At 70.0% G+C, this 20,928-nt stretch carries 20 protein-coding genes; 11 read left to right on the forward strand and 9 right to left on the reverse strand.

Annotation, left to right across the window (positions count from 1 at the left end; translation table 11 throughout):
• The first annotated feature begins 17 nt into the window (after positions 1-17).
• Positions 18-1,304, forward strand: coding sequence for a sodium:proton antiporter (locus TSO221_RS11980; protein WP_109118724.1), 1,287 nt, complete (start codon positions 18-20; stop codon positions 1,302-1,304).
• Here the strand turns inward: TSO221_RS11980 and TSO221_RS11985 are convergent.
• From TSO221_RS11985 to TSO221_RS12005, 5 genes are all read right to left on the reverse strand, one after another.
• Complete coding sequence (locus TSO221_RS11985; RefSeq protein WP_109118725.1) at positions 1,301-1,831, reverse strand: peroxiredoxin; 531 nt, start codon at positions 1,829-1,831, stop codon at positions 1,301-1,303. The genes TSO221_RS11980 and TSO221_RS11985 overlap by 4 nt on opposite strands.
• Before the next feature lie 102 nt (positions 1,832-1,933).
• Entirely contained in the window at positions 1,934-2,215 is a 282-nt protein-coding gene (locus TSO221_RS11990) for a DUF1289 domain-containing protein (RefSeq protein ID WP_109118726.1), read from the reverse strand.
• A gap of 12 nt (positions 2,216-2,227) precedes the next feature.
• Positions 2,228-3,388 (reverse strand): DUF2325 domain-containing protein, encoded by a 1,161-nt coding sequence (locus TSO221_RS36380; RefSeq protein WP_247878021.1) that lies wholly within the window; start codon positions 3,386-3,388, stop codon positions 2,228-2,230.
• 455 nt (positions 3,389-3,843) lie between these two features.
• A complete protein-coding gene (locus TSO221_RS12000; RefSeq protein ID WP_109118727.1) occupies positions 3,844-7,542 on the reverse strand; it encodes a vitamin B12-dependent ribonucleotide reductase in 3,699 nt (1,232 codons plus the stop codon).
• A 317-nt stretch (positions 7,543-7,859) separates the two neighbouring features.
• Entirely contained in the window at positions 7,860-8,306 is a 447-nt protein-coding gene (locus TSO221_RS12005; RefSeq protein ID WP_109118728.1) for a bacteriohemerythrin, read from the reverse strand.
• A gap of 132 nt (positions 8,307-8,438) precedes the next feature.
• On the opposite strand from TSO221_RS12005, the gene TSO221_RS12010 reads away from it, so the two are divergent.
• From TSO221_RS12010 to TSO221_RS12020, 3 genes are all read left to right on the forward strand, one after another.
• Positions 8,439-9,128 carry a YafY family protein gene (locus TSO221_RS12010; RefSeq protein ID WP_109118729.1) on the forward strand — a complete coding sequence of 230 codons (690 nt, stop codon included), beginning with the start codon at positions 8,439-8,441 and terminating at the stop codon, positions 9,126-9,128.
• Between the two features lie 71 nt (positions 9,129-9,199).
• The gene (locus TSO221_RS12015; RefSeq protein ID WP_109118730.1) at positions 9,200-9,571 is read left to right on the forward strand and encodes a VOC family protein; all 372 of its coding nucleotides are present in this window, start codon (positions 9,200-9,202) and stop codon (positions 9,569-9,571) included.
• Positions 9,568-9,999, forward strand: a complete 432-nt coding sequence (locus TSO221_RS12020) for an EVE domain-containing protein (protein WP_109118731.1) — start codon at positions 9,568-9,570, stop codon at positions 9,997-9,999. Before TSO221_RS12015 ends, TSO221_RS12020 begins: the two co-directional genes overlap by 4 nt.
• Before the next feature lie 98 nt (positions 10,000-10,097).
• On the opposite strand, the gene TSO221_RS12025 is transcribed toward TSO221_RS12020, so the two are convergent.
• From TSO221_RS12025 to TSO221_RS12040, 4 genes are all read right to left on the reverse strand, one after another.
• Positions 10,098-11,111 carry a DUF6352 family protein gene (locus TSO221_RS12025; RefSeq protein ID WP_109118732.1) on the reverse strand — a complete coding sequence of 338 codons (1,014 nt, stop codon included), beginning with the start codon at positions 11,109-11,111 and terminating at the stop codon, positions 10,098-10,100.
• A gap of 8 nt (positions 11,112-11,119) precedes the next feature.
• Complete coding sequence (locus TSO221_RS12030; protein WP_109118733.1) at positions 11,120-12,055, reverse strand: alpha/beta hydrolase; 936 nt, start codon at positions 12,053-12,055, stop codon at positions 11,120-11,122.
• Between the two features lie 54 nt (positions 12,056-12,109).
• Entirely contained in the window at positions 12,110-12,532 is a 423-nt protein-coding gene (locus TSO221_RS12035; RefSeq protein ID WP_109118734.1) for a hypothetical protein, read from the reverse strand.
• Positions 12,533-12,619: 87 nt separating this feature from the next.
• On the reverse strand, positions 12,620-13,426 hold the full coding sequence (locus TSO221_RS12040; RefSeq protein WP_158284064.1) for an SDR family NAD(P)-dependent oxidoreductase: 807 nt from the start codon (positions 13,424-13,426) through the stop codon (positions 12,620-12,622).
• 369 nt (positions 13,427-13,795) lie between these two features.
• On the opposite strand from TSO221_RS12040, the gene TSO221_RS12045 reads away from it, so the two are divergent.
• The 7 genes from TSO221_RS12045 (at position 13,796) to TSO221_RS12075 (ending at position 20,909) form a co-directional block, all read left to right on the forward strand.
• On the forward strand, positions 13,796-14,245 hold the full coding sequence (locus TSO221_RS12045) for a MaoC family dehydratase (protein WP_109118736.1): 450 nt from the start codon (positions 13,796-13,798) through the stop codon (positions 14,243-14,245).
• A 122-nt stretch (positions 14,246-14,367) separates the two neighbouring features.
• A complete protein-coding gene (locus TSO221_RS12050) occupies positions 14,368-15,318 on the forward strand; it encodes a bifunctional riboflavin kinase/FAD synthetase (RefSeq protein WP_109118737.1) in 951 nt (316 codons plus the stop codon).
• A gap of 40 nt (positions 15,319-15,358) precedes the next feature.
• Complete coding sequence (locus TSO221_RS12055) at positions 15,359-15,841, forward strand: DUF29 domain-containing protein (protein ID WP_109118738.1); 483 nt, start codon at positions 15,359-15,361, stop codon at positions 15,839-15,841.
• Between the two features lie 86 nt (positions 15,842-15,927).
• A complete protein-coding gene (locus TSO221_RS12060) occupies positions 15,928-16,623 on the forward strand; it encodes an orotate phosphoribosyltransferase (RefSeq protein ID WP_109118739.1) in 696 nt (231 codons plus the stop codon).
• A 187-nt stretch (positions 16,624-16,810) separates the two neighbouring features.
• On the forward strand, positions 16,811-19,660 hold the full coding sequence (ileS, locus tag TSO221_RS12065) for an isoleucine--tRNA ligase (protein WP_109118740.1): 2,850 nt from the start codon (positions 16,811-16,813) through the stop codon (positions 19,658-19,660).
• Positions 19,661-19,750: 90 nt separating this feature from the next.
• Positions 19,751-20,251: a signal peptidase II gene (gene lspA, locus TSO221_RS12070; RefSeq protein ID WP_109118741.1), complete on the forward strand. Its 501-nt coding sequence runs from the start codon at positions 19,751-19,753 to the stop codon at positions 20,249-20,251.
• A gap of 67 nt (positions 20,252-20,318) precedes the next feature.
• Positions 20,319-20,909, forward strand: a complete 591-nt coding sequence (locus TSO221_RS12075; RefSeq protein ID WP_247878022.1) for a DUF3035 domain-containing protein — start codon at positions 20,319-20,321, stop codon at positions 20,907-20,909.
• Positions 20,910-20,928: the final 19 nt, after the last annotated feature.

Below are 20,928 nucleotides of genomic sequence, written 5' to 3' on the forward strand. Positions count from 1 at the left end.
CGGGGAGAGCGTGCATCATGGACTCCTACATCACGGCTCTGGTCTGCATCGGCCTGCTGATCCTGCTGGTGGCGTGGCTGCCGATGGTGCTGAAGGAACTGCCGCTGTCGCTGCCGATCGTCTGCGTGCTGTTCGGCTTCGGGCTGTTCCAGATCCCGATCCTGAAATTCCCCGACCCGCTGCAATACCCGCTGGCGACCGAGCGGCTGACCGAACTGATCGTCATCGTCGCGCTGATGGGCGCCGGGCTGAAGCTCGACCGGCCGGTCGGTTGGCGATCGTGGATGGTCACGTGGCGGCTGCTCGGCATCACCATGCCGCTGTCGATCGCCGCCATCGCGCTGATCGGCTGGTGGGGGCTGGGGCTGTCGGTGGCGGAGGCGGTGCTGCTGGGTGCGGCGCTGGCGCCGACCGACCCGGTGCTGGCGTCGGACGTGCAGGTCGGCCCGCCGCGCTCCGGCGAGGAGGACGAGGTGCGCTTCAGCCTGACCTCGGAGGCCGGGCTGAACGACGGCCTCGCCTTCCCCTTCGTGCACCTCGCCGTCGCCCTGGCGCTCGCCTCCGGCCCGGAGCCGGGTTCGTGGACGGTGGAGTGGTTCGGCATCGACGTGGTGTGGAAGCTGCTCGCCGGGGTCGGGGTCGGCTGGCTGGTCGGCAAGGCGCTGGGCTTCCTGACCTTTCACGTGCCGAACCGGGCGCGGTTGTCGAGCACCGGCGACGGCTTCGTGTCGCTGGGCATCACGCTGATCGCCTACGGGGTGACCGAGGCGGCACACGGCTACGGCTTCCTCGCCGTGTTCGTCGCCGCGGTGGCGCTGCGCCACGAGGAGCGCTCGCACCACTACCACGAGAAGCTGCACGACTTCGTCGAGCAGACCGAGCGCCTGCTGATGATGGCGCTGCTGGTGCTGTTCGGCGGTGCGCTGGCGCGCGGTCTGCTGGAGCCGCTGACCTGGGTCGACGCGCTGGGCGCGGCGGTCATTCTGTTCGCGGTGCGGCCGGCGGCGGGCTTCGCCGGGCTGCTGGGGTCCGGGATGCCGCGGCACGAGCAGGCGGTGATCGGCTTCTTCGGGATCCGCGGGATGGGATCCTTCTACTACCTCGCCTACGCGCTGAACGCGGCGAACTTCCCGCGGCCGGACCGGCTGTGGGCGGTGGTGGGCTTCATCGTGCTGGTGTCGATCGTCGTGCACGGCACGACGGTGACGCCGGTGATGCGCCGGGTCGATTCCGCCCGCACCCGCGCCGGCGAGCAGCTGGGCCTGCCCCTGCGGCAGGCCCAGCGCCGGATGCGCGGCGGTTAGCGGCTCTGCAGGTACCCGAGCACGCTCTCGGGCGCCGACTCGCCGTACGGGTCGCCGTTCTTGCCCTCGTCGTTGATGCCCGGCTCCTCGAACCACTTCTCGACGACGCCGTCGTTGACCACCATGGCGTAGCGCCAGGAGCGCATGCCGAAGCCGACATGATCCTTGTCGATCAGCATGCCCATGCGGCGGGTGAAGTGGCCCGAGCCGTCGGGGATCAGCTTCACCTTGGCAAGGTTCAGGCTCTTGCCCCACTGGAACATGACGAAGGCGTCGTTGACGCTGAGGCAGTAGATCTCGTCGATGCCGAGGGCGCGGAACTCGTCGTACAGCCGCTCGAACGCCGGGCACTGCTCGTTGGAGCAGGTGGGCGTGAAGGCGCCGGGCAGCGAGAACACCACCACGCGCTTGCCGGCGAACAGCTCGTCGCTGGCGACGTCCTGCCAGCGGAACGGGTTCGGGCCGCCGACGCTCTCGTCACGCACCCGGGTCTTGAAGACGACCGACGGAACCTTGCGCCCTTCCATGGACACTCTCCTGAATTTCGTGGTGAGACATTGGCCGAAACGTGAGCGCGACGGTACCGGGGTTGCCGGCCCATTCCAACTCTGCCGATGGGAGGCGCGCGCTCATGCCGCGCCCGCTGCGGCCTCGCGCTCCGCCCGCAACGCCGCCAGCTTCTCCTCAAGCCTGGCGATCTTGCGGTCGAGTTTGCGCAGCCGCTTGCGCCCGCCCTTTCCGCCGGCGTCCATCAGCGGCCGCACGTGCGCGTTGACCGCCTCCTTCTCGCCATCGGGCAGCCGCTTCCAGCGCCGCGCCTCATCGAGCGTGCGGAAGCAGGCACGGCACAGGTCGGCCGCGTCGAACGAGCACGCCTTGACGCACGGGTTGTCCGTCGTGTTCTTCCCCATGATGTCAGGGCATCAACCGGCGGACAGCGGCGGTGTTGCCTCGCCTGCCCGTCCGAGCACCCCCAGCACCCGGGTGAAGGTGGTGGCCCCGGCGCTGCGCACCGGCAGGAACCGCTTGTCGAGGCGGCGGCAGAGCCCCTTCACGCGCAGGCAGGCGTCGTGGCTGACGCAGTCGATCGGGCACACCACCACGTCGGCGCGCTCGACCAGCCCTTCCAGGCAGCGGGTGGCCTGCTCGAACCCGCCGTCGTGGTGCAGCAGGCAGCCGTTGCGCGACTCCACCGCCGCCCGCAGGAACGGCAGCAGGCTGGGCCGCCCGCCGACGTAGAGGATCGCCTGCCCGCCAAGGTCGCGCGGCGCGGGTGCCACTTCGGACTCCGATCCGACCGGCCGTTGCGTGCGCGGCGCGTCGTCGAGCAGGCGCCGCAGCCGGTCCAGCTCCGCCTCGGCGGTGCGGGCGCGCAGCCGCTCGACCGCCACGCGCCGGCGCAAGGCGTTCACCTCGCGCAGCAGCCGCCCCGACCGCGGACCGGAGGCGGAGCGCGGCGCGCGCATCGGCGCGGCGGCGCGGCGCTGGCCCAGTTCCGCCTCGAGCTCGCGGATGCGCGCATCCTTTTCCTCCAGCCGCTCGGCCGCCGAGCGCTCGGCGCGCGCCAGCCGGCCTTCCAGCTCAGCGCAGCGCCGGCCGAGGTTCTGGTTCTCCCGCAGGCTGCGCCGGTTCTCGCCGCCCATCAGGTGCGACAGCATGTGCACGTCGGCGTAGGCCCGCAGCTTCAGGTCGTCGGACACGCAGCCGTGGCTGGCCAGCGCCCAGAACGCCGCCGCGACGCTGCCGGAAGCCAGCGCCTGTTCCCACAGCGCGCGCCAGCCCTCCTCGCCCGTTTCACGGGCGAAACGGCGCACCTCGCCGGAAAACTTCTCGTCCAGGCGCTTGTGCATCAGCCGGGACGCCGGCCCGGATAGCCCCGCCTGCTCGACGAAGTACCGGTGGACGTCGTACTCGCGGGCGTCCGGAGCGAGCGTCAGCTTCAGCTTGCGGCGCAGCCACGCCATGTCCTCGGGCGAGAAGCAGGTGCCGACGATGGCGCAGTGGTAGCTGTGCGGGATCTCCCACAGCTTGCGCCGGTCGCGGCGGAGGATGGGCAGGCTGATCCCTTGGCAGCGCTCGCACATGGCCGACTCCCTGGCATAACCCCTGAGAGCTTCCTTGATAATGCGAGTAAGTCGCATTTGCAAGTTGTCATGTTTCCCGCTCCATGAGGGACGGTTGTAGAGAGGCTCGATTCGCTCTATCTTGGTGGCATGGAGGACAGGGGCTCCGATCCCCCTGTCCTCCATGCCCGATCCTTACCGATTCAGGTAATCAAGCAATGCCTTGGTCACCTGAAGCAGCAGGATCAGGAGAGTGAGGATCTCTTTCATCCTCGTCCCTCCGTTAGGCGGCGGGGGTGGTGGCCTGCCCACCACCCCGTCCGCACCGGGACTGTGGCGCACCTCTGCGCTGTAACGCGAGATGATTATTCCCGTATTCGGCGGCATGCCCGACCCGTCGGCGCTGGCGCGCGCCCAAACGAAAAGGGGCGCTCCGAGAAGCGCCCCTTTCCTTCATCGGCCGGGATGGCGGCCGGTCACGAGCAGCCCGTCGTCGAGCCGCAGGTGTCGCACTTGAGGCAGGTGCCGTTGCGGACCAGCGTCATGTTCCCGCACTCGCCGCACGGATCGCCCTCGTAGCCGCGGGCCTTGGCCTCGCGCACGCGGTCGTAGCGGTTGTCCGAGTAGCTGCCGCCGTAGGCGGTGCCGACCGCCACCGTGGCCGAGGCGGCGACCGCCGCCGCGGTCGAGACCGGGGCTGCGCCGGTGGTGCCGGTGGCCGCCGCGGTGGCGACGGTGGCCTGCGCGGCGATCTGCATCGCCGCCGCCGCCCGCTGCGCCTGCCCGCCGTCGAGGACGCGCAGGTTGTTGCGGACGTAGCCGGTCGAGGCGACGCGGCGGACGATGTCCGACGGCTGCACCTGGGCGGCTTCCGGCAGGTCGGCCTGCTTGTCGCCGGTGCCCACGGTGAACGGCAGCAGGTCGTCCGGCGTGGCGTGCGCCAGGTCGTTGCGGCCGAGGTAGGAGATCGCCAGCTCGCGGAACAGGTAGTCGATCACCGACGTCGCCATCTTGATGGCGTCGTTGCCGCTCACCATGCCCGACGGCTCGAAGCGGGTGAAGGTGAAGGCTTCGACGAACTCCTCCAGCGGCACGCCGTACTGCAGGCCGATGGACACCGCGATGGCGAAGTTGTTCATCAGCGAGCGGAAGGCGGCACCTTCCTTGTGCATGTCGATGAAGATCTCGCCCAGGCGACCGTCCTCGTACTCGCCGGTGCGCAGGTAGACCTTGTGCCCGCCGACCATAGCCTTCTGGGTGTAGCCCTTGCGGCGGTGCGGCAGCTTCTGGCGGTCGGCGATCTTCCGCTCGACGATCTTCTCGATGACCTTCTCGACGATGCGCTCGGACACCATCTGGGTGCGGGCGGCGTTCGGCGCCTCGACGATGGCCTCGACGCCGTCCTCCTCGTCCTCGACCAGCGCGGCCGACAGCGGCTGGCTCAGCTTCGAGCCGTCGCGGTACAGCGCGTTCGCCTTCAGGCCGAGGCGCCAGGACATCAGGTAGGCGTCCTTGCACTCCTCCACCGTCGCCGAGTTCGGCATGTTGATGGTCTTGGAGATGGCGCCGGAGATGAAGGGCTGCGCCGCCGCCATCATGGTGATGTGGCTCTCCCACGACAGGAAGCGCTTGCCGATGCGGCCGCACGGGTTGGCGCAGTCGAACACCGCGAGGTGCTCGTCCTTCAGGTACGGCGCGCCCTCCAGCGTCATGGCGCCGCAGCAGAAGGTGTTGGCCTCCTCGATCTCGGCCTTGCCGAAGCCCAGCGCGGTCAGCAGGTCGAAGCCGGGGGCGTCGAGCTGCTCCGCGGAGATGCCGAGCTGCTGGGTGATGAAGTCGACACCCAGCGTCCACTTGTTGAAGACGAACTTGATGTCGAAGGCGGTGCCCAGCGACAGCTCGAGCTTGGTCAGCGCCTCGGTGGTGAAGCCCTTGGCGCGCAGGCTCTCGTGGTTGACGCCCGGCGCGCCCTTCAGCGTGCCGTGGCCGACCGCGTAGCGCTCGATCTCCTCGATCTCCTCGTCGGAGTAGCCGAGCGTGCCCAGCGCCTCCGGCACCAGCCGGTTGACGATCTTGAAGTAGCCGCCGCCGGCCAGCTTCTTGAACTTCACCAGGGCGAAGTCCGGCTCGATGCCGGTGGTGTCGCAGTCCATCACCAGACCGATGGTGCCCGTGGGCGCGACCACCGTGGCCTGGGCGTTGCGGTAGCCGTGCTGCTCGCCGAGGCTCAGCGCCTCGTCCCACACCCGGCGGGCGGCGAAGGCCAGCTCGTCGTCCGGGCAGAGGTCGGCGACGAAGGGCACCGGCTTGACCGACAGGCCCTCATAGCCCTCCGACTCGCCGTACGCGGCGCGGCGGTGGTTGCGGATGACCCGCAGCATCTGCTCGCGGTTGGTTTCGAAGGCCGGGAACGGGCCCAGCTCCTGCGCCATCTCGGCCGAGGTGGCGTAGGCGACGCCGGTCATCACGGCGGAGATGGCGGCGCACAGCGCGCGGCCCTCGTCCGAGTCGTAGGACAGGCCGGACGCCATCAGCAGACCGCCGAGGTTGGCGAAGCCGAGGCCGAGGGTGCGGAACTCGTAGGAGAGCTGGGCGATCTCCTTCGACGGGAACTGCGCCATCAGCACGGAGATTTCCAGCACGACGGTCCACAGGCGGCAGGCGTGCTCGAACGACTCGACGTCGAAGCTGCCGTCCGGACGGCGGAACGTCATCAGGTTCAGCGACGCCAGGTTGCACGCCGTGTCGTCGAGGAACATGTACTCCGAGCACGGGTTGGACGCGTTGATGCGCCCCGACGCCGGGCAGGTGTGCCAGTCGTTGATGGTGGTGTCGAACTGCACGCCGGGGTCGGCGCAGGCCCAGGCGGCGTGGCCGATCTTGTCCCACAGGTCGCGGGCGCGCAGCGTCTTGACGACCTTGCCGTTGGTGCGGCCGATCAGGTCCCAGGCGCCGTCGTCCATCACCGCGTGGATGAACTTGTCCGACACGCGCACCGAGTTGTTGGAGTTCTGGCCGGCCACCGTCAGGTAGGCCTCCGAATCCCAGTCGGTGTCGTAGGTCTTGAAGTCGATGTGGGTGTAGCCCTGGCTGGCGAACTGCATCACGCGCTGGATGTAGTTCTCCGGGATCTGCGCCTTGCGGGCAGCGACGATCGCCTTCTTGAGCTCGCGGTTCTCCTTGGGATCCGTGCCGTTCTGGCAGGCGGCCATCACCTGGGTCAGGTGCTGCTGGCAGATCTTCGAGCCGGCGACCAGCGCGGCCACCTTCTGCTCCTCGACCGCCTTCCAGTCGATGTACGCCTCGATGTCCGGGTGGTCGAGGTCGACGGTGACCATCTTGGCGGCGCGGCGGGTGGTGCCGCCCGACTTGATGGCGCCGGCGGCGCGGTCGCCGATCTTCAGGAAGCTCATCAGGCCCGACGACTTGCCGCCGCCGGCCAGACGCTCGCCCTCGCCGCGCAGCTTGGAGAAGTTGGAGCCGGTGCCCGAGCCGTACTTGAACAGGCGCGCCTCGCGCACCCACAGGTCCATGATGCCGCCCTCGTTGACGAGGTCGTCGGCGACCGACTGGATGAAGCAGGCGTGCGGCTGCGGGTGCTCGTAGGCCGAGGCCGAGGAGGTCAGCAGGCCGGTCTTGAAGTCGACGTAGAAGTGGCCCTGACTCGGGCCGTCGATGCCGTACGCCCAGTGCAGGCCGGTGTTGAACCACTGCGGGCTGTTCGGCGCCGCCATCTGCGAGGCGAACATGAAGCGCATCTCGTCGAAGAAGGCGCGCGCGTCGCCCTCCGAATCGAAATAGCCGCCCTTCCAGCCCCAGTAGGTCCAGGTGCCGGCCAGACGGTCGAAGACCTGCTTGGCCGAGGTCTCGCCGACGGCGCGCTTCTCCTTCGGGAGATTCGCCAGCGCGGCCTCGTCGGCCTCCTTGCGCCACAGCCAGGAGGGAACGGTGTTCTCCTCGACGGCCTTGAGGGCGGCCGGGACGCCGGCCTTGCGGAAGTACTTCTGGGCCAGGATGTCGGAGGCGACTTGGCTCATGCCCTCCGGCACCTCGATGTCCTGCTGCGAAAAGACCACCGAGCCGTCGGGGTTGCGGATCTCACTGCCGGTGCGGCGGAAGCCGATGCTGGCGTACGCGTCCTGACCTTCGCTCGTGAAACGTCGCTGGATCCGCATGGTACTTCTCGAGCTCCCTTCCCCTTGGCACAGGCACGCAAAAATCCGCCGCCCGACACCAGATGATGTGTGGTGTGCGCACCCTACCACGTATGGGTGGTCGGTCAACAAGCACTAGGGGGCCGTGCCGACTTATCCCCAGGATATGGTGTGCCTGTGAACAACGTGCATAGTTTTCCAAGGTTCCCCAGCCCCGACGGAAACACCAGATCTGGTACGCCGCAGGCACGCCGAAAGCCGCGCGGACGGGCGTCGCGCGGGGGAAAGCGGGGTGCCGCGGGGGACTCTCCCCGCGGGTGCCCCGAACGGCGGACGGCTTATTCCGGAACGCCGCGCTCGCGCAGGAAGGCGCCGAGCTTCTTGTCGACTCCGAGGATGTGCCCGGACAGCCACTTGCCGAGGAAGCCCAGCACGTAGGCCCCCTGCTCGCCGCCGGCGTCCAGCGCGTTGTTCACGTCGTGGATCTGGCGCACGAAGGTGTCGTGCATGGTCTTGTGGGCGGCGAAGTCCGGGTAGGCGTGCTCGCGCATCAGCCGCTCCTCGCGGTCGAAGTGGCTGTCGGTGTACTCCAGCAGCTCGACCAGGACGCCTTCGATCTCCGAATCCGCGCGGTTGTCGTTCACCGCGGTGACCAGTTCGTTGAACAGCTCGAACAGGCGCTTGTGGTCGGCGTCGATGCCCGGATGGCCGACTCCGAACCCGTCCTGCCACCGGACCGCGTCCCAGCGCGGGTCGGCAGAGGGCTTCATGGTCTTGGCGTGCATCGGCGTGTTCCCCCATATGGCCGCCCGTTGCCCGGCGCGGCGCTGTCGTCGCTCTCCCAGGGGCCGCTATACGCTTGCACCGGGAGTCGCCGAAGGTGGCATGATGTCTCACACGCCCCCGGGGACGCCGCCGTGGCCCGCGCCGAACGCCTGCTCGACCTCATCCAGATCCTGCGCCGCCATCGCCGGCCGGTGAGCGGCCGCGCGCTCGCCGACGAGCTGGGGGTCAGCCTGCGCACGCTGTACCGCGACATCGCCGCGCTGCAGGCGCAGGGAGCGCGCATCGACGGCGAGGCGGGGGTGGGCTACCTGCTGCGCCCCGGCTTCCTGATGCCACCGCTGATGTTCACCGAGGAGGAGATCGAGGCGCTGGTGCTGGGCGCGCGCTGGGTGGCGCGGCGGGGCGATTCGCAGCTCGGCGCCGCCGCCCGCAGCGCGCTGGCCCGCATCGCCGCGGTGCTGCCGCCCGATCTGCGCGATTCCCTCGACGCCTCGGCCCTGCTGGTCGGCCCCGGCGAGCCGATCGCCGCCGGCGACGCCGAACTCGCCTCGATCCGGCAAGCGATCCGGACCGAGCGCAAGCTGGTCATCGCCTACCGCGACGCGTCGGACGCGCAGACGCAACGCACCGTCTGGCCCTTCGCCCTGGGATTCTTCGACCGGACGCGCGTGGTGGCGGCGTGGTGCGAGCTGCGCCGGGCGATCCGCCACTTCCGCACCGACCGCATCGTCGCGCTGGAGGTCAGCGAGACCCGCTACCCGCGGCGGCGGCACGCGCTGCTGAAGGCGTGGCGGGAGGAAACCGGCATCGCGCCGCCATGAACGCTGCTGACAGAATCTGACAGCAGGTGCGTCTAGGATCCTCCAACAGACACGAACCGGAGGACACCGCCATGCACGACCCGAACTTCGTCATCCTCTACGTCGCCGACGCGCCGGCCAGCGCCGCCTTCTACGCCGAGCTGCTGGGGATCCAGCCGGTCGAGTCCTCGCCGGGCTTCGCCATGTTCGCGCTGCCCTCGGGCTTCAAGCTCGGCCTGTGGGCCCGGCACACGGTGCAGCCGGCCGCGGCCAGTGCGGCTGGCAGCGGCGAGCTGGTGTTCACCGTGGCCGACGCCGACGCGGTGGGCGCCACGCACGCCGACTGGAGCCGGCGCGGTCTACGCATCGCGCAGGAGCCGACGGCCATGGAGTTCGGCCACACCTTCACGGCGCTCGACCCGGACGGGCACCGCCTGCGCGTCTACGCCCCGGGCGAGCCGTGAGCGCGCGGGCCTGGATCGCCGTCGCCTCGGCCGAGCACGTGCGCATCGGCCGGGCCGGCGGCTTCATGCAGGTCTGCCACGGCAAGGCGGCGCCGCTGCGCCGCCTGCGGCCGGGGGACCGGGTGGCCTACTACTCGCCCACCGGCACCTTCCGCGGCGGCGACACGCTGCAGGCCTTCACGGCGCTGGGCGTGGTGAAGCCGGGCGAGGTCTACCAAGCCGACATGGGCGGCGGCTTCCACCCGTTCCGCCGCGACGTGGCCTGGAACGACGCCCGCGAGGCGCCGATCCGGCCGCTGCTGGGGGCGCTGGACTTCGCGGCCGGCGGACGGAACTGGGGCTATCAGCTGCGCTTCGGGCTCTTTGGCGTCAGCGATCACGATATGGATGTGATCGCGGAGGCGATGGGGACGTTGGTGGAGGCGTGACTCTTGCCCCCACCCCTGCCCCCTCCCCCGCTGCGCAGGGGAGGGGAAAACTCCTCCCCCTGCGAAGCGGGGGGAGGTTGGGAGGGGGGCAAAACGCGTCAGGAAATCGACGCCAGCGGCAGATTCATCAGCAAGTTCTGCGGCTTGAGGCGCAGCGTGCGGTCCGGCGCCATCGCCATGGCCAAGTACACCGGCCGGCCGGCGAGGTCCGGGCGCATGGCGGCGGAATCGGCGAACTCCAGCCGGAACAGCGCCAGGATGCGGGCAAGGCGGTCCTCGCCGACCTCGGCCCCGTTGTAGAGGTCGTTGAGGATCGCCGTCGCCTCGGCGTCCAGCCCGACGTGCCACACCCAGCGCTCGTCACGGATGGTCTGCACCGGGTGGATGACGACCGTCACGCCGAGGAAATGCGCCACCCACCGCTCCAGCAACCGGCACAGCGCGTCCAGCCCGGCGGCGCCGAAGGTGACGTCGAGCACCGTGTCGTACGCCTCGTCGCGGCCCCAGTAGTGGACGTGCGAGCGCTCGTCGAGCACGTCCAGTTCCACCGAGCGCGGCGCCGTGCCGGCCTCGACCACCAGCCGGCCGAGGTTGCCGAAGCCGCCGGTGGCGGCGTGCATGGCGACCGTCTCGGAATCGGCGAGCCGCACCCGGCCGTCGTCCAGCGACACCGTCTGGCCCCGGAAGAACAGCTCGCCCGCCCGCGCCCGCAGGCCGGACGGCGTCTCGTCGAGCAGACCGCGCAGGATCGCGTGCACCAGCTGGTCGATGAACAGCCCCGGCACGCCGCGCGCGCCCTCGCGGAACAGGCGCAGGTAGCAGCCCTCCAGCGTGCCGGCGGCCAACAGGCGGTCGCGGAAGCCCAGCCAGACCTGGAAGTTCTCGCGCGCGTCCGGGTCGGCCAGCGCCGCCACCTCGGATTCGGCGACCGGACGGCGCGGCTCCTCCAGGAGACCGTTGTAGAGAGCGACCTCGTTGGCGCAGGCCTCGGACGGCGGCTGCATCTCCGGGCGCAGCAGGTAGGCGCGCAGGAAGTCGTCGGTGACCTCCAGCCTCCCCTCAGCATCGCGGGCCAGCAGGTGGTAGCCGGAACTTCTCCAGAAATCGGGCATGGTGCACTCTACAGGGAATGGCGGACGAGAAAGGCGTCGATGTCCGCCCACACGCGGTCGCGGATCGCGTCGCACTCCATCAACACTTCGTGGCGGGCCTGCGCGTACTCGACCAGTTCGCAGGACGGCCAGCGCTTGGCGACCGCGCGCTGCGCCGCCGAATCGACCACTTGGTCGCCGGGTGCGCTGAGCAGCAGCGCCGGATAGCGCACGCGGTCCAGCGGCTCGGTGGTGCGCACGGCGTCGGACGCCCGGAAGGCGGCGCGCAGCCAGGCGAAGCTGACGCCGCCGACGCGCAGCTCCGGCCGGTCGCGGTAGGCGTCGTGGAAGACGGCGTAGCGGCGCGGATCGCCGGTGATGACGTTGCCGTCGAACGCCGCCTCGCGCGGGTCATAATCGCCCTGGCCGAAGGCGTAGCGCGCCCCGAAGCCCAGCGCGCAGGCCGCGTCCGCCAGGAATCGGGCCAGCCACGCCGGGAAGCCGCGCAGGTTGATGTCGTGCATGGGGGCGGAGAGGATGGCGGCGCGGAAACGTTCCGGATGCCGCGCGGCGTGCAGCGTCGCCACCAGCCCGCCCATGGAGTGCGCCAGCAGCACCAGCGGCCCGCGCGCCCTCGGCGCCACGACCTCGGCGACGAATCGCTCCAGGTCGCCGGCGAGGGCGGCGAAGTCCTCGACGTGATGCCGCTGCGGGTTCGGGGACGGCCGGGTCGAGAGACCCTGGTTGCGCCAGTCCATGGCGAACACCTCGAAGCCGCGCATCAGCAGCGTCCGGGCGGTCTCCTCGTACTTCTCGATGAATTCGGCGCGGCCGGTGAGGACCACGAACGTGCCGCGCACCTCGCCGGATGCCGGCCAATGGGCGGTGCGCAGGCGCGCGCCGTCGGGCAGCTCCAGCCAGCCGAACGCCGGCCCCGTTCCCGTCACCCCGCTCGCGTCCGCCATCGTCCCTCCCGTTCCCCGCGCGGCATTGAAGCACCGCGGCGGAAACGGAACAAGTCAGGCGGTGCAGCCGCAGCCGAACGGTTCCGCCCCCTTCAGCGCCCAGTCGTGCGCGCAGCGCAGCGACTCCGGACCCGGATCGGCCGCCACCAGCACGCGGGCGCGCTCGGCCAGCCCGGCGGCGCGCAGCGCGCCGGCCACCACCGCCGCGTCCTCGCCGCCGCGCACCAGCGCCGCGACGCGACCGGCGTCGTGCTGCCGGGCGAGGTGCATGGGGGCGGCCAGACGCTCGTGCAGGTCCGGCGACAGCGACACGCCGCAGAGATCGGCGACGATGCTCCACCCCGCGCCGCGCCCGCGCAGGAACCAGCAGGCGCGCTGGAACAGGTCGGCGAACTCGTCGCGCTCGGCCTCGCTCAGCGCGCGCCGCACGGTGACGTACAAACCCCAGCGCCGGGGCGCCAGCGCGAACCCGTCCATGTCCGTCGATCCTTGCCCTGCCTGAGCTGCGGGCGACGGTTTAGCCTCCATCCCACCGGGAATCCCAATGAAGGTTTTGTTATCCGGTCAGGCATCCGTCCGGCGGCCGAAGCGGCCACCGCGGTCGAACACCGCCAGCACCGCGCCCAGGCCCCCCGCCGCGGTGTGGCGCGACCACAGGAAGGGGGCGAGCGCCGTGCGCCTGGCCATGCCCATGACGTGCACGGTGCGCCGGCCCAGCGCATCCAGCCCGGCGCGCGCCACGCGGTCCGGATTGTCGGCGCCGGGCAGCCGGCCGACCCGGAACCCCGCGCCCCGACCGAAGCCGGTGCGCGTGGCACCGGGGCACAGCACCAGCACGTCCACCGGCTTGCCGCGCAGTTCCGCCGCCAGCGCCTCGCCGTAGCACAGCAGGAACGCCTTGCTGGCGCTGTAGGTGGCGAGGTACGGCACCGGCTGGAACGCCGTGGTGCTGGACACCAGCAGCAGCCCGGCCCGGCGGTTCGCCGCGGCGGCGCGGTCGATCATGCCGGGCAGCAGCGCGCGGGTCAGCACCGTCACCGCGGTGACGTTCAGCTCGACGGTGGCGCGCTCATCCTCCGGCGCGTTGGCGATCACCGAGCCAAAGGCGCCGACGCCCGCGTTGTTGATCAGCAGGTCGATGCCCAGCGCCTCCGCCCTGGCGATCAGGGCGGTGCGGCCGTCGTCGGCGGTGAGGTCGGCGGCCAGCACCTCCACCGTGCGGCCGGGGCGGGACAATGCCTGCTGCGCGCGGGCCAACGCCTCGGCGTCGCGCGCGGTCAGCAGCAGGTTCGTCTCGGCCGGCAGCGCGCGGGCGAAGGCGGCGCCGATGCCCGACGAAGCACCGGTGACCAGGGCGAAGCGGTGGAACATCGCGGCATCCTTGATGACACGGACCGTCCGTCTGACCATCGTGCCGGAACGGCAGGGATCAACCCTGCCGAACGTCATCGTCCGAGTCGCCGATCGTCAGGAGTCGTACGACCGGGACGCCGAGACAGCCCCCCTTCTCCAGAGGAATAGATACCCGGTCCAAGGCGGATCCGATTCAGTTTCCGGCCGTTTTGCAGATGCGATGAGAAAAAGATGACACCCGTCGTCCTTTCGTGGCGCCCCGCAAAAATTTACCGTTTTTTTCCCTGGAGTGTATTGTCATCATGGTTCCGCGGTGCACATATCGCACCGCATCATTTCCCCGCTGCGCTGCAAACGCACAGCATCGGAACGAGAAGGACCACGCGTATGGACGACGTTCGTCAGATCTCCAAGGAACTGGACGGTCACTATGTGGAGGACCTGTCCGTCGGCATGACGGCCGCCTACGCCAAGACCATCACGGACGCGGACATCGTCCTGTTCGCCGGCATCTCGGGCGACACCAACCCGGTGCACCTGAACCAGGAATACGCCAGCGGCACCATGTTCCAGGGCCGCATCGCGCACGGCATGCTGTCGGCCGGCTTCATCTCGGCGGTGCTGGGCACCAAGCTGCCGGGTCCGGGCTGCATCTACATGTCGCAGACGCTGAAGTTCAAGGCGCCGGTCCGCTCGGGCGACACCGTCACCGCCCGCGCCACCATCACCGAAGTCATCCCGGAGAAGCGCCGCGTCATCATGCGCACGGTCTGCAGCGTCGGCGACACCGTCGTCCTCGAGGGCGAGGCCATGCTGATGGTTCCGTCGCGCGGCTGATCCGCGCCCGACATCGCGCCTTGATCGATCCGGCAGCGCCGGCGCGTTTACCCCGCGCCGGCGCTGTTCTATATACTCGCCAGCCGGCGGCACACCCCGGCACCCGGCGAGAGGCATCCTCCTTGCGACTGTTCCGACACACCGACGACCTGCCCGAAGACGCGCGCGGCGCCGTTCTGGCGCTCGGCAACTTCGACGGCGTGCACCGCGGCCACCAGGCGGTGATCGGCACCGCGCAACGCATCGCGCGCGAGCTGGGCGTCCCGGCCGGCGTGCTGACCTTCGAGCCGCACCCGCGCAGCCTGTTCCGCCCGGACGAACCGCCGTTCCGCCTGTCGCCGTTCCGCGTCAAGACGCGCCAGCTGGAAGCGCTGGGCCTGGACCTCGCGGTGGTCTGCCATTTCGACGAGGGCTTCCTGCACAAAAGCGCGGTCGCCTTCATCGAGGAGGATCTGGGCCGCGGCCTCGCCATCCGGCACGCGGTGTGCGGCAGCGACTTCCTGTTCGGCCACAAGCGCGCCGGCGACGTGGCGCTGCTGGAGCGCTACGGCAAGAGGCATGGCTTCGGCGTGACCGCGGTGGGGCCGGTGACCGACCCGCGCGGCGGCGTCTACTCCTCCACCCGCGTGCGCGACGCGCTGCTGGCCGGCGACACGCGCAGCGCGGCGCACATCCTCGGCCACTTCTGGGAGATCGAGGGCCGCGTCGAGCACGGCGAGAAGCGCGGCCGCACCATCGGCTTCCCCACCGCCAACATCGAGCTGGGCGACTACCTGCGCCCGGCCTTCGGCGTCTACGCCGTGCGCGCCGGGGTGGACCGCGGCGCCGGGACGGAGTGGATCGACGGCGTCGCCAACCTCGGCCTGCGCCCGACCGTCGGCGGCACGGTGGAACGGCTGGAGGCGCACCTGTTCGACTTCGACGGCGACCTCTACGGCCTGCACCTGCGCGTCCAGCTGATCGAGCACATCCGGGCGGAACGCAAGTTCGCCAGCTTCGACGAGTTGAAGGCGCAGATCATCCGCGACGCCGAGGCCGCCCGTGCGGCGCTGGTGCGGCCGGTGGAAATCTGAGGCGTTTCGCCCTACTCTCTCGAAGGATCGAGAGGACGCCATGCCCGACGCCCGACTCTACGACACCGACTTCTACGCCTGGACCCAGGAGCAGGCCGCCGCGCTGCGCCGCATGGCGGAGGCGCGCGTCAACACGGAACTGGACCTGGAGAATCTGGCGGAGGCCATCGAAGACATGGGCGGCAGCGATCTGCGGGCACTGGAAAGCGATCTCGTCCGCGTCATCGAGCACCTGTTGAAACTGGAGTATTCACCGGCGGCGGACCCGCGCCGAAAGTGGATGCTCAGCACCGTCGAGCATCGCGGCCGGGCGCAGCGAGAAATCAGGAGGAGCGGTACCCTGAGGCGGATGCTGCCCGAACTGCTCCCCGACGCCTGGAAATCCGCCCGTAAAGTTGCCGGCAAGGCGATGGAGCTGTTCGACGGCTTCGACCCGTCCATCCTCCCCGCCGAGTGCCCCTACACGCTGGAGCAGATCCTCGACGACGACCACTGGCCGGCCAGCCGGCACGGGCTGGGCTGACCCCGGCCCCTCGCCGGTTGCGAATCCCCGCGCGGCTGTTTACACAGGGCTTCCGCCCGTCAGCCAGCCCGCCGGAGTGCATCGCCATGCAGTCGCTCGCCGCCCTTCCCGACCGCGAGGTCATCGCGTCCACCGCCGCCAAGCTGCTGCTTGAGATCAAGGCGCTGCACTTCAACGCCGAGACGCCGTTCATCTTCACCTCCGGCTGGGCGAGCCCGGTGTACACCGACTGCCGGCGCATCATCTCCTTCCCGCGCGCCCGCGCGGCGCTGATGGACTTCGGCGTCGCCACCATCCTGCGCGAATGCGGCTACGAGAGCATCGACGCCATCGCCGGCGGCGAGACCGCGGGCATCCCCTTCGCCGCGTGGATCGCCGAGCGCATGGGCCTGCCCATGCAGTACATCCGCAAGAAGCCGAAGGGCTTCGGCCGCAACGCCCAGATCGAGGGCGTGGTGGAGGAAGGGCAGCGCGTCCTGCTGGTCGAGGATCTCGCCACCGACGGCAAGAGCAAGGTCAACTTCGTCAACGCGCTGCGCGACGCCGGCTGCGAGTGCACGGACACCTTCGTGATCTTCTATTACGGCATCTTCCCGCAATCGAAGGAGATCATGGACGGCATCGGCGTGCGCCTGCACAGCCTGTGCACCTGGTGGGACGTGCTGAAGGTGGCGCGCGAGAACAACTACTTCGACGTCAAGACCTTGGACGAGGTGGAGAAGTTCCTGCACACCCCCGTCGAGTGGTCGGCCGCCCACGGCGGCAAGGCGACGATGGACTGAGCGCCGCCTTGACCGAACCCCACGCACGGCTAATATCCGGGCCCATGACGCAGCGGCAGATGACACGGCGGCCGGGGCCTGATCGGCGAATTATGAACCCGGTCCTCTGAGGAGGGCCGGGACGGACGTGCTGCTGCCGGGGGCCCGGACCGAGGCGCCCCGGACCTTTTTGCCCCAGGGACCCCCGATGACCCGCGATTACAAGTCCACCGTCTTCCTGCCCCGCACCGACTTCCCCATGCGCGGCGGGCTGCCCACCAAGGAGCCCGAGCTGCTGACGCGCTGGGCGGAGATGGACCTGTTCGCCACGCTGCGCGAGACCTCCAGGGACCGGCCGAAGTTCATCCTGCACGACGGCCCGCCGTACGCGAACGGCAACATCCACATCGGCCACGCGCTGAACAAGATCCTCAAGGACGTGATCAACCGGTCGCGCCAGATGCAGGGCTTCGACGCGAACTACGTCCCCGGCTGGGACTGCCACGGCCTGCCGATCGAGTGGAAGATCGAGGAGAAGTATCGCGGCGCCGGCCAGGACAAGGACGCGGTTCCGATCATCCAGTTCCGCGCGGAGTGCCGGGAGTTCGCCCAGCACTGGGTGGACGTGCAGACGACCGAGTTCAAGCGCCTGGGCATCGAGGGCGACTGGAAGCGCCCCTACCTGACCATGACGCTGCCGGCCGAGGCGCAGATCGTCCGCGAGATCCACAAGTTCGCCATGAACGGCGGCCTCTACAAGGGCGCCAAGCCGGTCATGTGGTCGGTGGTCGAGAAGACCGCGCTGGCCGACGCCGAGATCGAGTACCACGACCACACCTCCACCACCTGCTTCGTGCGCTTCAAGGTGGAGGGTGCCGGCGCGCCGGAGGTCGATCACGCCACCGTCGTGATCTGGACCACCACGCCCTGGACGCTGCCGGCCAACCGCGCCGTCGCGTTCGGCGAGGAGATCGAGTACGGCACCTACAAGGTCACCGGCGTCGCCGAGGGCAGCCTCGCCCAGGCCGGCGAGCGCCTGATCCTCGCCACCGCGCTGGCCGAGCAGGTGTTCAAGGACACCAAGGTCACCGAGTACCAGCTGCTGCACCGCTTCCCGGGCTCGCGGATCGCCGGCACCATCTGCCGCCACCCGCTGCACGGCCAGGGCTACGACTTCAAGGTGCCGCTGCTGCCCGGCGACTTCGTTACCACCGACGCCGGCACCGGCTTCGTCCACATCGCCCCCACGCACGGCGAGGACGACTTCCACCTCGGCCAGGCGCACGGCATCGAGGTGCCGCAGACGGTGGGCGAGGACGGCCGCTACTACGACCACGTGCCGCTGTTCGCCGGCCTGCGCGTCTACACCGCCGAGGGCAAGCCGGGCGAGGCCAACAACGCCGTGCTGAAGGCGATCCAGGAGGCCGGCGGCCTTTTGGGCCGCGACAAGGTCAAGCACAGCTACCCGCACTCCTGGCGCTCCAAGGCGCCGCTGATCTTCCGCACCACGCCGCAGTGGTTCATCTCCATGGAGACGAACGAGCTGCGCACGGTGGCGCTGCAGGCGATCAGCGACACCCGCTGGGTGCCGCCGCAGGGCGAGAACCGCATCCGCTCGATGATCGAGAGCCGGCCGGACTGGTGCATCAGCCGCCAGCGCGCCTGGGGCGTGCCGATCGCGCTGTTCGTGAAGAAGTCCGACGGCTCGATCCTGCGCGACGAGGCGGTGTTCGCCCGCATCGCCGAGACCTTCGAGCAGGAAGGCTCGGACGCCTGGTTCGCCCGCGATCCGCAATACTTCCTGGGCAACGCCTACAAGGCCGATGACTTCGAGCAGATCAAGGACATCGTCGACGTGTGGTTCGAGTCCGGCTCGACGCACGCCTTCGTGCTGCGCCAGCGCCCGGAGCTGGGCTGGCCGGCGTCGCTGTACCTGGAGGGCTCGGACCAGCATCGCGGCTGGTTCCACTCCTCGCTGCTGGAGTCCTGCGGCACCAACGGCCGCGCGCCCTACGACGCCGTGCTGACGCACGGCTTCACCATGGACGAGCAGGGCCGCAAGATGTCCAAGTCGCTGGGCAACGTGGTGGCCCCGCAGGAGGTCTGCGAGAAGTACGGCGCCGACATCCTGCGCCTGTGGGTGGTCGGCACCGACTACACCGAGGACCAGCGCATCGGTCCGGAGATTATCAAGTACCAGGCCGACCTCTACCGCCGCCTGCGCAACACGCTGCGCTACCTGCTGGGCGCGCTGGCCGACTTCAAGCCCGAGGAGCGCATCGAAAAGGCTGAGATGCCGGAGCTGGAGCGCTGGGTGCTGCACCGCCTGTCGGAGATGGACGCCCTGGTGCGCGACCGCATCGAGGCGTACGACTTCCACGGCCTGTACACGGCGGTGCACAACTTCTGCGCCGTGGACCTGTCGGCCTTCTACTTCGACGTCCGCAAGGACAGCCTGTACTGCGACGCGCCGGGATCGGTGCGCCGCCGCTCGGTGCGCACGGTGATGGAGCAGCTGTTCTCGTGCCTCACCGCGTGGCTGGCGCCCGCCATCTGCTTCACCGCCGAGGAGGCGTGGCTGGCCCGCCCCGACGGCCTGAAGTCCGGCACCGGCTGGACCGAGGAGAGCGTGCACCTGCGCGTCTTCCCGGTGGTGCCGGCGTCCTGGCGCGACGACGCGCTGGCCGGGAAGTGGGCGAAGATCCGCGACGTCCGCCGCGTGGTGACCGGTGCCCTGGAACTGGAGCGCGCCAACAAGACGATCGGCTCGTCCCTGCAGGCGAGCCCGACGGTGTACGTGGACGCGGACACCACGGCGTTGCTGGCCGGGCTGGACTTCCAGGACGTCTGCATCACCTCGGCGATCACGGTGGCCGAGGGCGCGGCACCGGAAGGGGCCTTCGCACTGGCCGACGTGCCCGGCATCGGCGTGGCGCCGGGGCTGGCCGCGGGCGGGAAGTGCGAGCGCTGCTGGAAGGTGCTGCCGGAGGTCGGAACCGCCAAGGACCACCCGACGCTGTGCCTGCGCTGCGCCGAAGCCGTGGACGCGGCGTTCTGAGTTCGTAGAGCCCCCACCCCGGCCCTCCCCCGCCCAGCGGGGGAGGGCCGGGGTGGGGGTTCCAGGCAGACACCTCCCAGGAGCCTCCGCATGCAAGCCTTCGTCGCATCGCAGCGTCCGTCGCGTTTCGGCTTCGGGATCGCCGTCGCGGTGCTCGTCGTCGTGCTCGACCAGATCAGCAAGTGGTGGGTGCTCGAGCACGTCATGCGCCCGCCGCGCGTCGTCGAGGTGACGCCCTTCTTCAACCTCGTGATGGCGTGGAACCAGGGCGTCAGCTTCGGCATGTTCTCGCACGAGGCGGCGATCATGCCCTACGTGCTGTCCGGCGTGGCGCTGGTCATCGTCGCGGTGCTGCTCGCCTGGCTGCGCGGGGCGGAGCGGGCGCTGGTGGCGCTCGCCATCGGGCTGATCGTCGGCGGCGCCGTCGGCAACGTCGTCGACCGGCTGCGCTTCGGCGCGGTGGCCGACTTCCTCGATTTCCACGCCCTGGGCTTCCACTTCTGGGCCTTCAACGTCGCCGACACTGGGATAAGTGTGGGCGTCGTGCTGCTCATCCTCGACGGATTGTTGGCAGGGCACGACAAGGCGTAGTAGAAACATGCGCGCCGACGCCGCTCCGCGACCCGGCCGCCTATGACACACGACGGGACTGACAGCCGTGCACAGCAGCACCCTCACCGCTTCCCCGCGCCGCATCGCGACCCCGATCCTCGGGCTGGCGCTGCTCGTCCTGGCTCTCACCGGCTGTTCCGACGCGCGCCGGGCCATCGGCCTGGACCGCAACCCGCCGGACGAGTTCGCCGTCGTATCGCGCGCCCCGCTGACCCTGCCGCCGGACATGCGCCTCACCCCGCCGCGCCCCGGCGCCATGCGCCCGCAGGAGGCCACGCCGACGCAGCTCGCCGCCTCCAGCGTGTTCGGCGGCGCGTCCCGCACCGGCGCGCCGGGCAAGGCCGCCCAGGCGCCGGCCTCGCAGGGCGAAGCGGCGCTGCTGACCAAGGCCGGCCCGGCCGACCCGGGCATCCGCAACCGGGTCGATGAGGAGACCTCCGCACTGATCGTCGCCGACAAGCGCTGGATCGACCGCCTGCTGTTCTGGCAGAAGCAGGAGCAGCCCTACGAGATCGTCGATCCGAAGAAGGAAAGCCAGCGCCTGCGCGAAGCCCAGGCCCAGGGCAAGCCGGTCAACGACGGCACCGTCCCGACCATCGAGCGCAAGCGCAAGGCGCCGCTCGAAGGATTGTTCTGAGCACCGCAAGATCCCAGGT

Source organism: Azospirillum sp. TSO22-1 (assembly GCF_003116015.1).
Lineage (GTDB): Bacteria > Pseudomonadota > Alphaproteobacteria > Azospirillales > Azospirillaceae > Azospirillum.

Excerpts from the sequence above, each read along its gene's own strand:
- TSO221_RS11980 (WP_109118724.1), top strand. The coding sequence starts at position 18 with ATGGACTCCTACATCACGGCTCTGGTCTGCATCGGCCTGCTGATCCTG.
- TSO221_RS11985 (WP_109118725.1), bottom strand. The coding sequence starts at position 1,831 with ATGGAAGGGCGCAAGGTTCCGTCGGTCGTCTTCAAGACCCGGGTGCGT.
- TSO221_RS11990 (WP_109118726.1), bottom strand. The coding sequence starts at position 2,215 with ATGGGGAAGAACACGACGGACAACCCGTGCGTCAAGGCGTGCTCGTTC.
- TSO221_RS36380 (WP_247878021.1), bottom strand. The coding sequence starts at position 3,388 with ATGTGCGAGCGCTGCCAAGGGATCAGCCTGCCCATCCTCCGCCGCGAC.
- TSO221_RS12000 (WP_109118727.1), bottom strand. The coding sequence starts at position 7,542 with ATGCGGATCCAGCGACGTTTCACGAGCGAAGGTCAGGACGCGTACGCC.
- TSO221_RS12005 (WP_109118728.1), bottom strand. The coding sequence starts at position 8,306 with ATGCACGCCAAGACCATGAAGCCCTCTGCCGACCCGCGCTGGGACGCG.
- TSO221_RS12015 (WP_109118730.1), top strand. The coding sequence starts at position 9,200 with ATGCACGACCCGAACTTCGTCATCCTCTACGTCGCCGACGCGCCGGCC.
- TSO221_RS12025 (WP_109118732.1), bottom strand. The coding sequence starts at position 11,111 with ATGCCCGATTTCTGGAGAAGTTCCGGCTACCACCTGCTGGCCCGCGAT.
- TSO221_RS12030 (WP_109118733.1), bottom strand. The coding sequence starts at position 12,055 with ATGGCGGACGCGAGCGGGGTGACGGGAACGGGGCCGGCGTTCGGCTGG.
- TSO221_RS12035 (WP_109118734.1), bottom strand. The coding sequence starts at position 12,532 with ATGGACGGGTTCGCGCTGGCGCCCCGGCGCTGGGGTTTGTACGTCACC.
- TSO221_RS12040 (WP_158284064.1), bottom strand. The coding sequence starts at position 13,426 with ATGTTCCACCGCTTCGCCCTGGTCACCGGTGCTTCGTCGGGCATCGGC.
- TSO221_RS12045 (WP_109118736.1), top strand. The coding sequence starts at position 13,796 with ATGGACGACGTTCGTCAGATCTCCAAGGAACTGGACGGTCACTATGTG.
- TSO221_RS12055 (WP_109118738.1), top strand. The coding sequence starts at position 15,359 with ATGCCCGACGCCCGACTCTACGACACCGACTTCTACGCCTGGACCCAG.
- TSO221_RS12060 (WP_109118739.1), top strand. The coding sequence starts at position 15,928 with ATGCAGTCGCTCGCCGCCCTTCCCGACCGCGAGGTCATCGCGTCCACC.
- ileS (WP_109118740.1), top strand. The coding sequence starts at position 16,811 with ATGACCCGCGATTACAAGTCCACCGTCTTCCTGCCCCGCACCGACTTC.
- lspA (WP_109118741.1), top strand. The coding sequence starts at position 19,751 with ATGCAAGCCTTCGTCGCATCGCAGCGTCCGTCGCGTTTCGGCTTCGGG.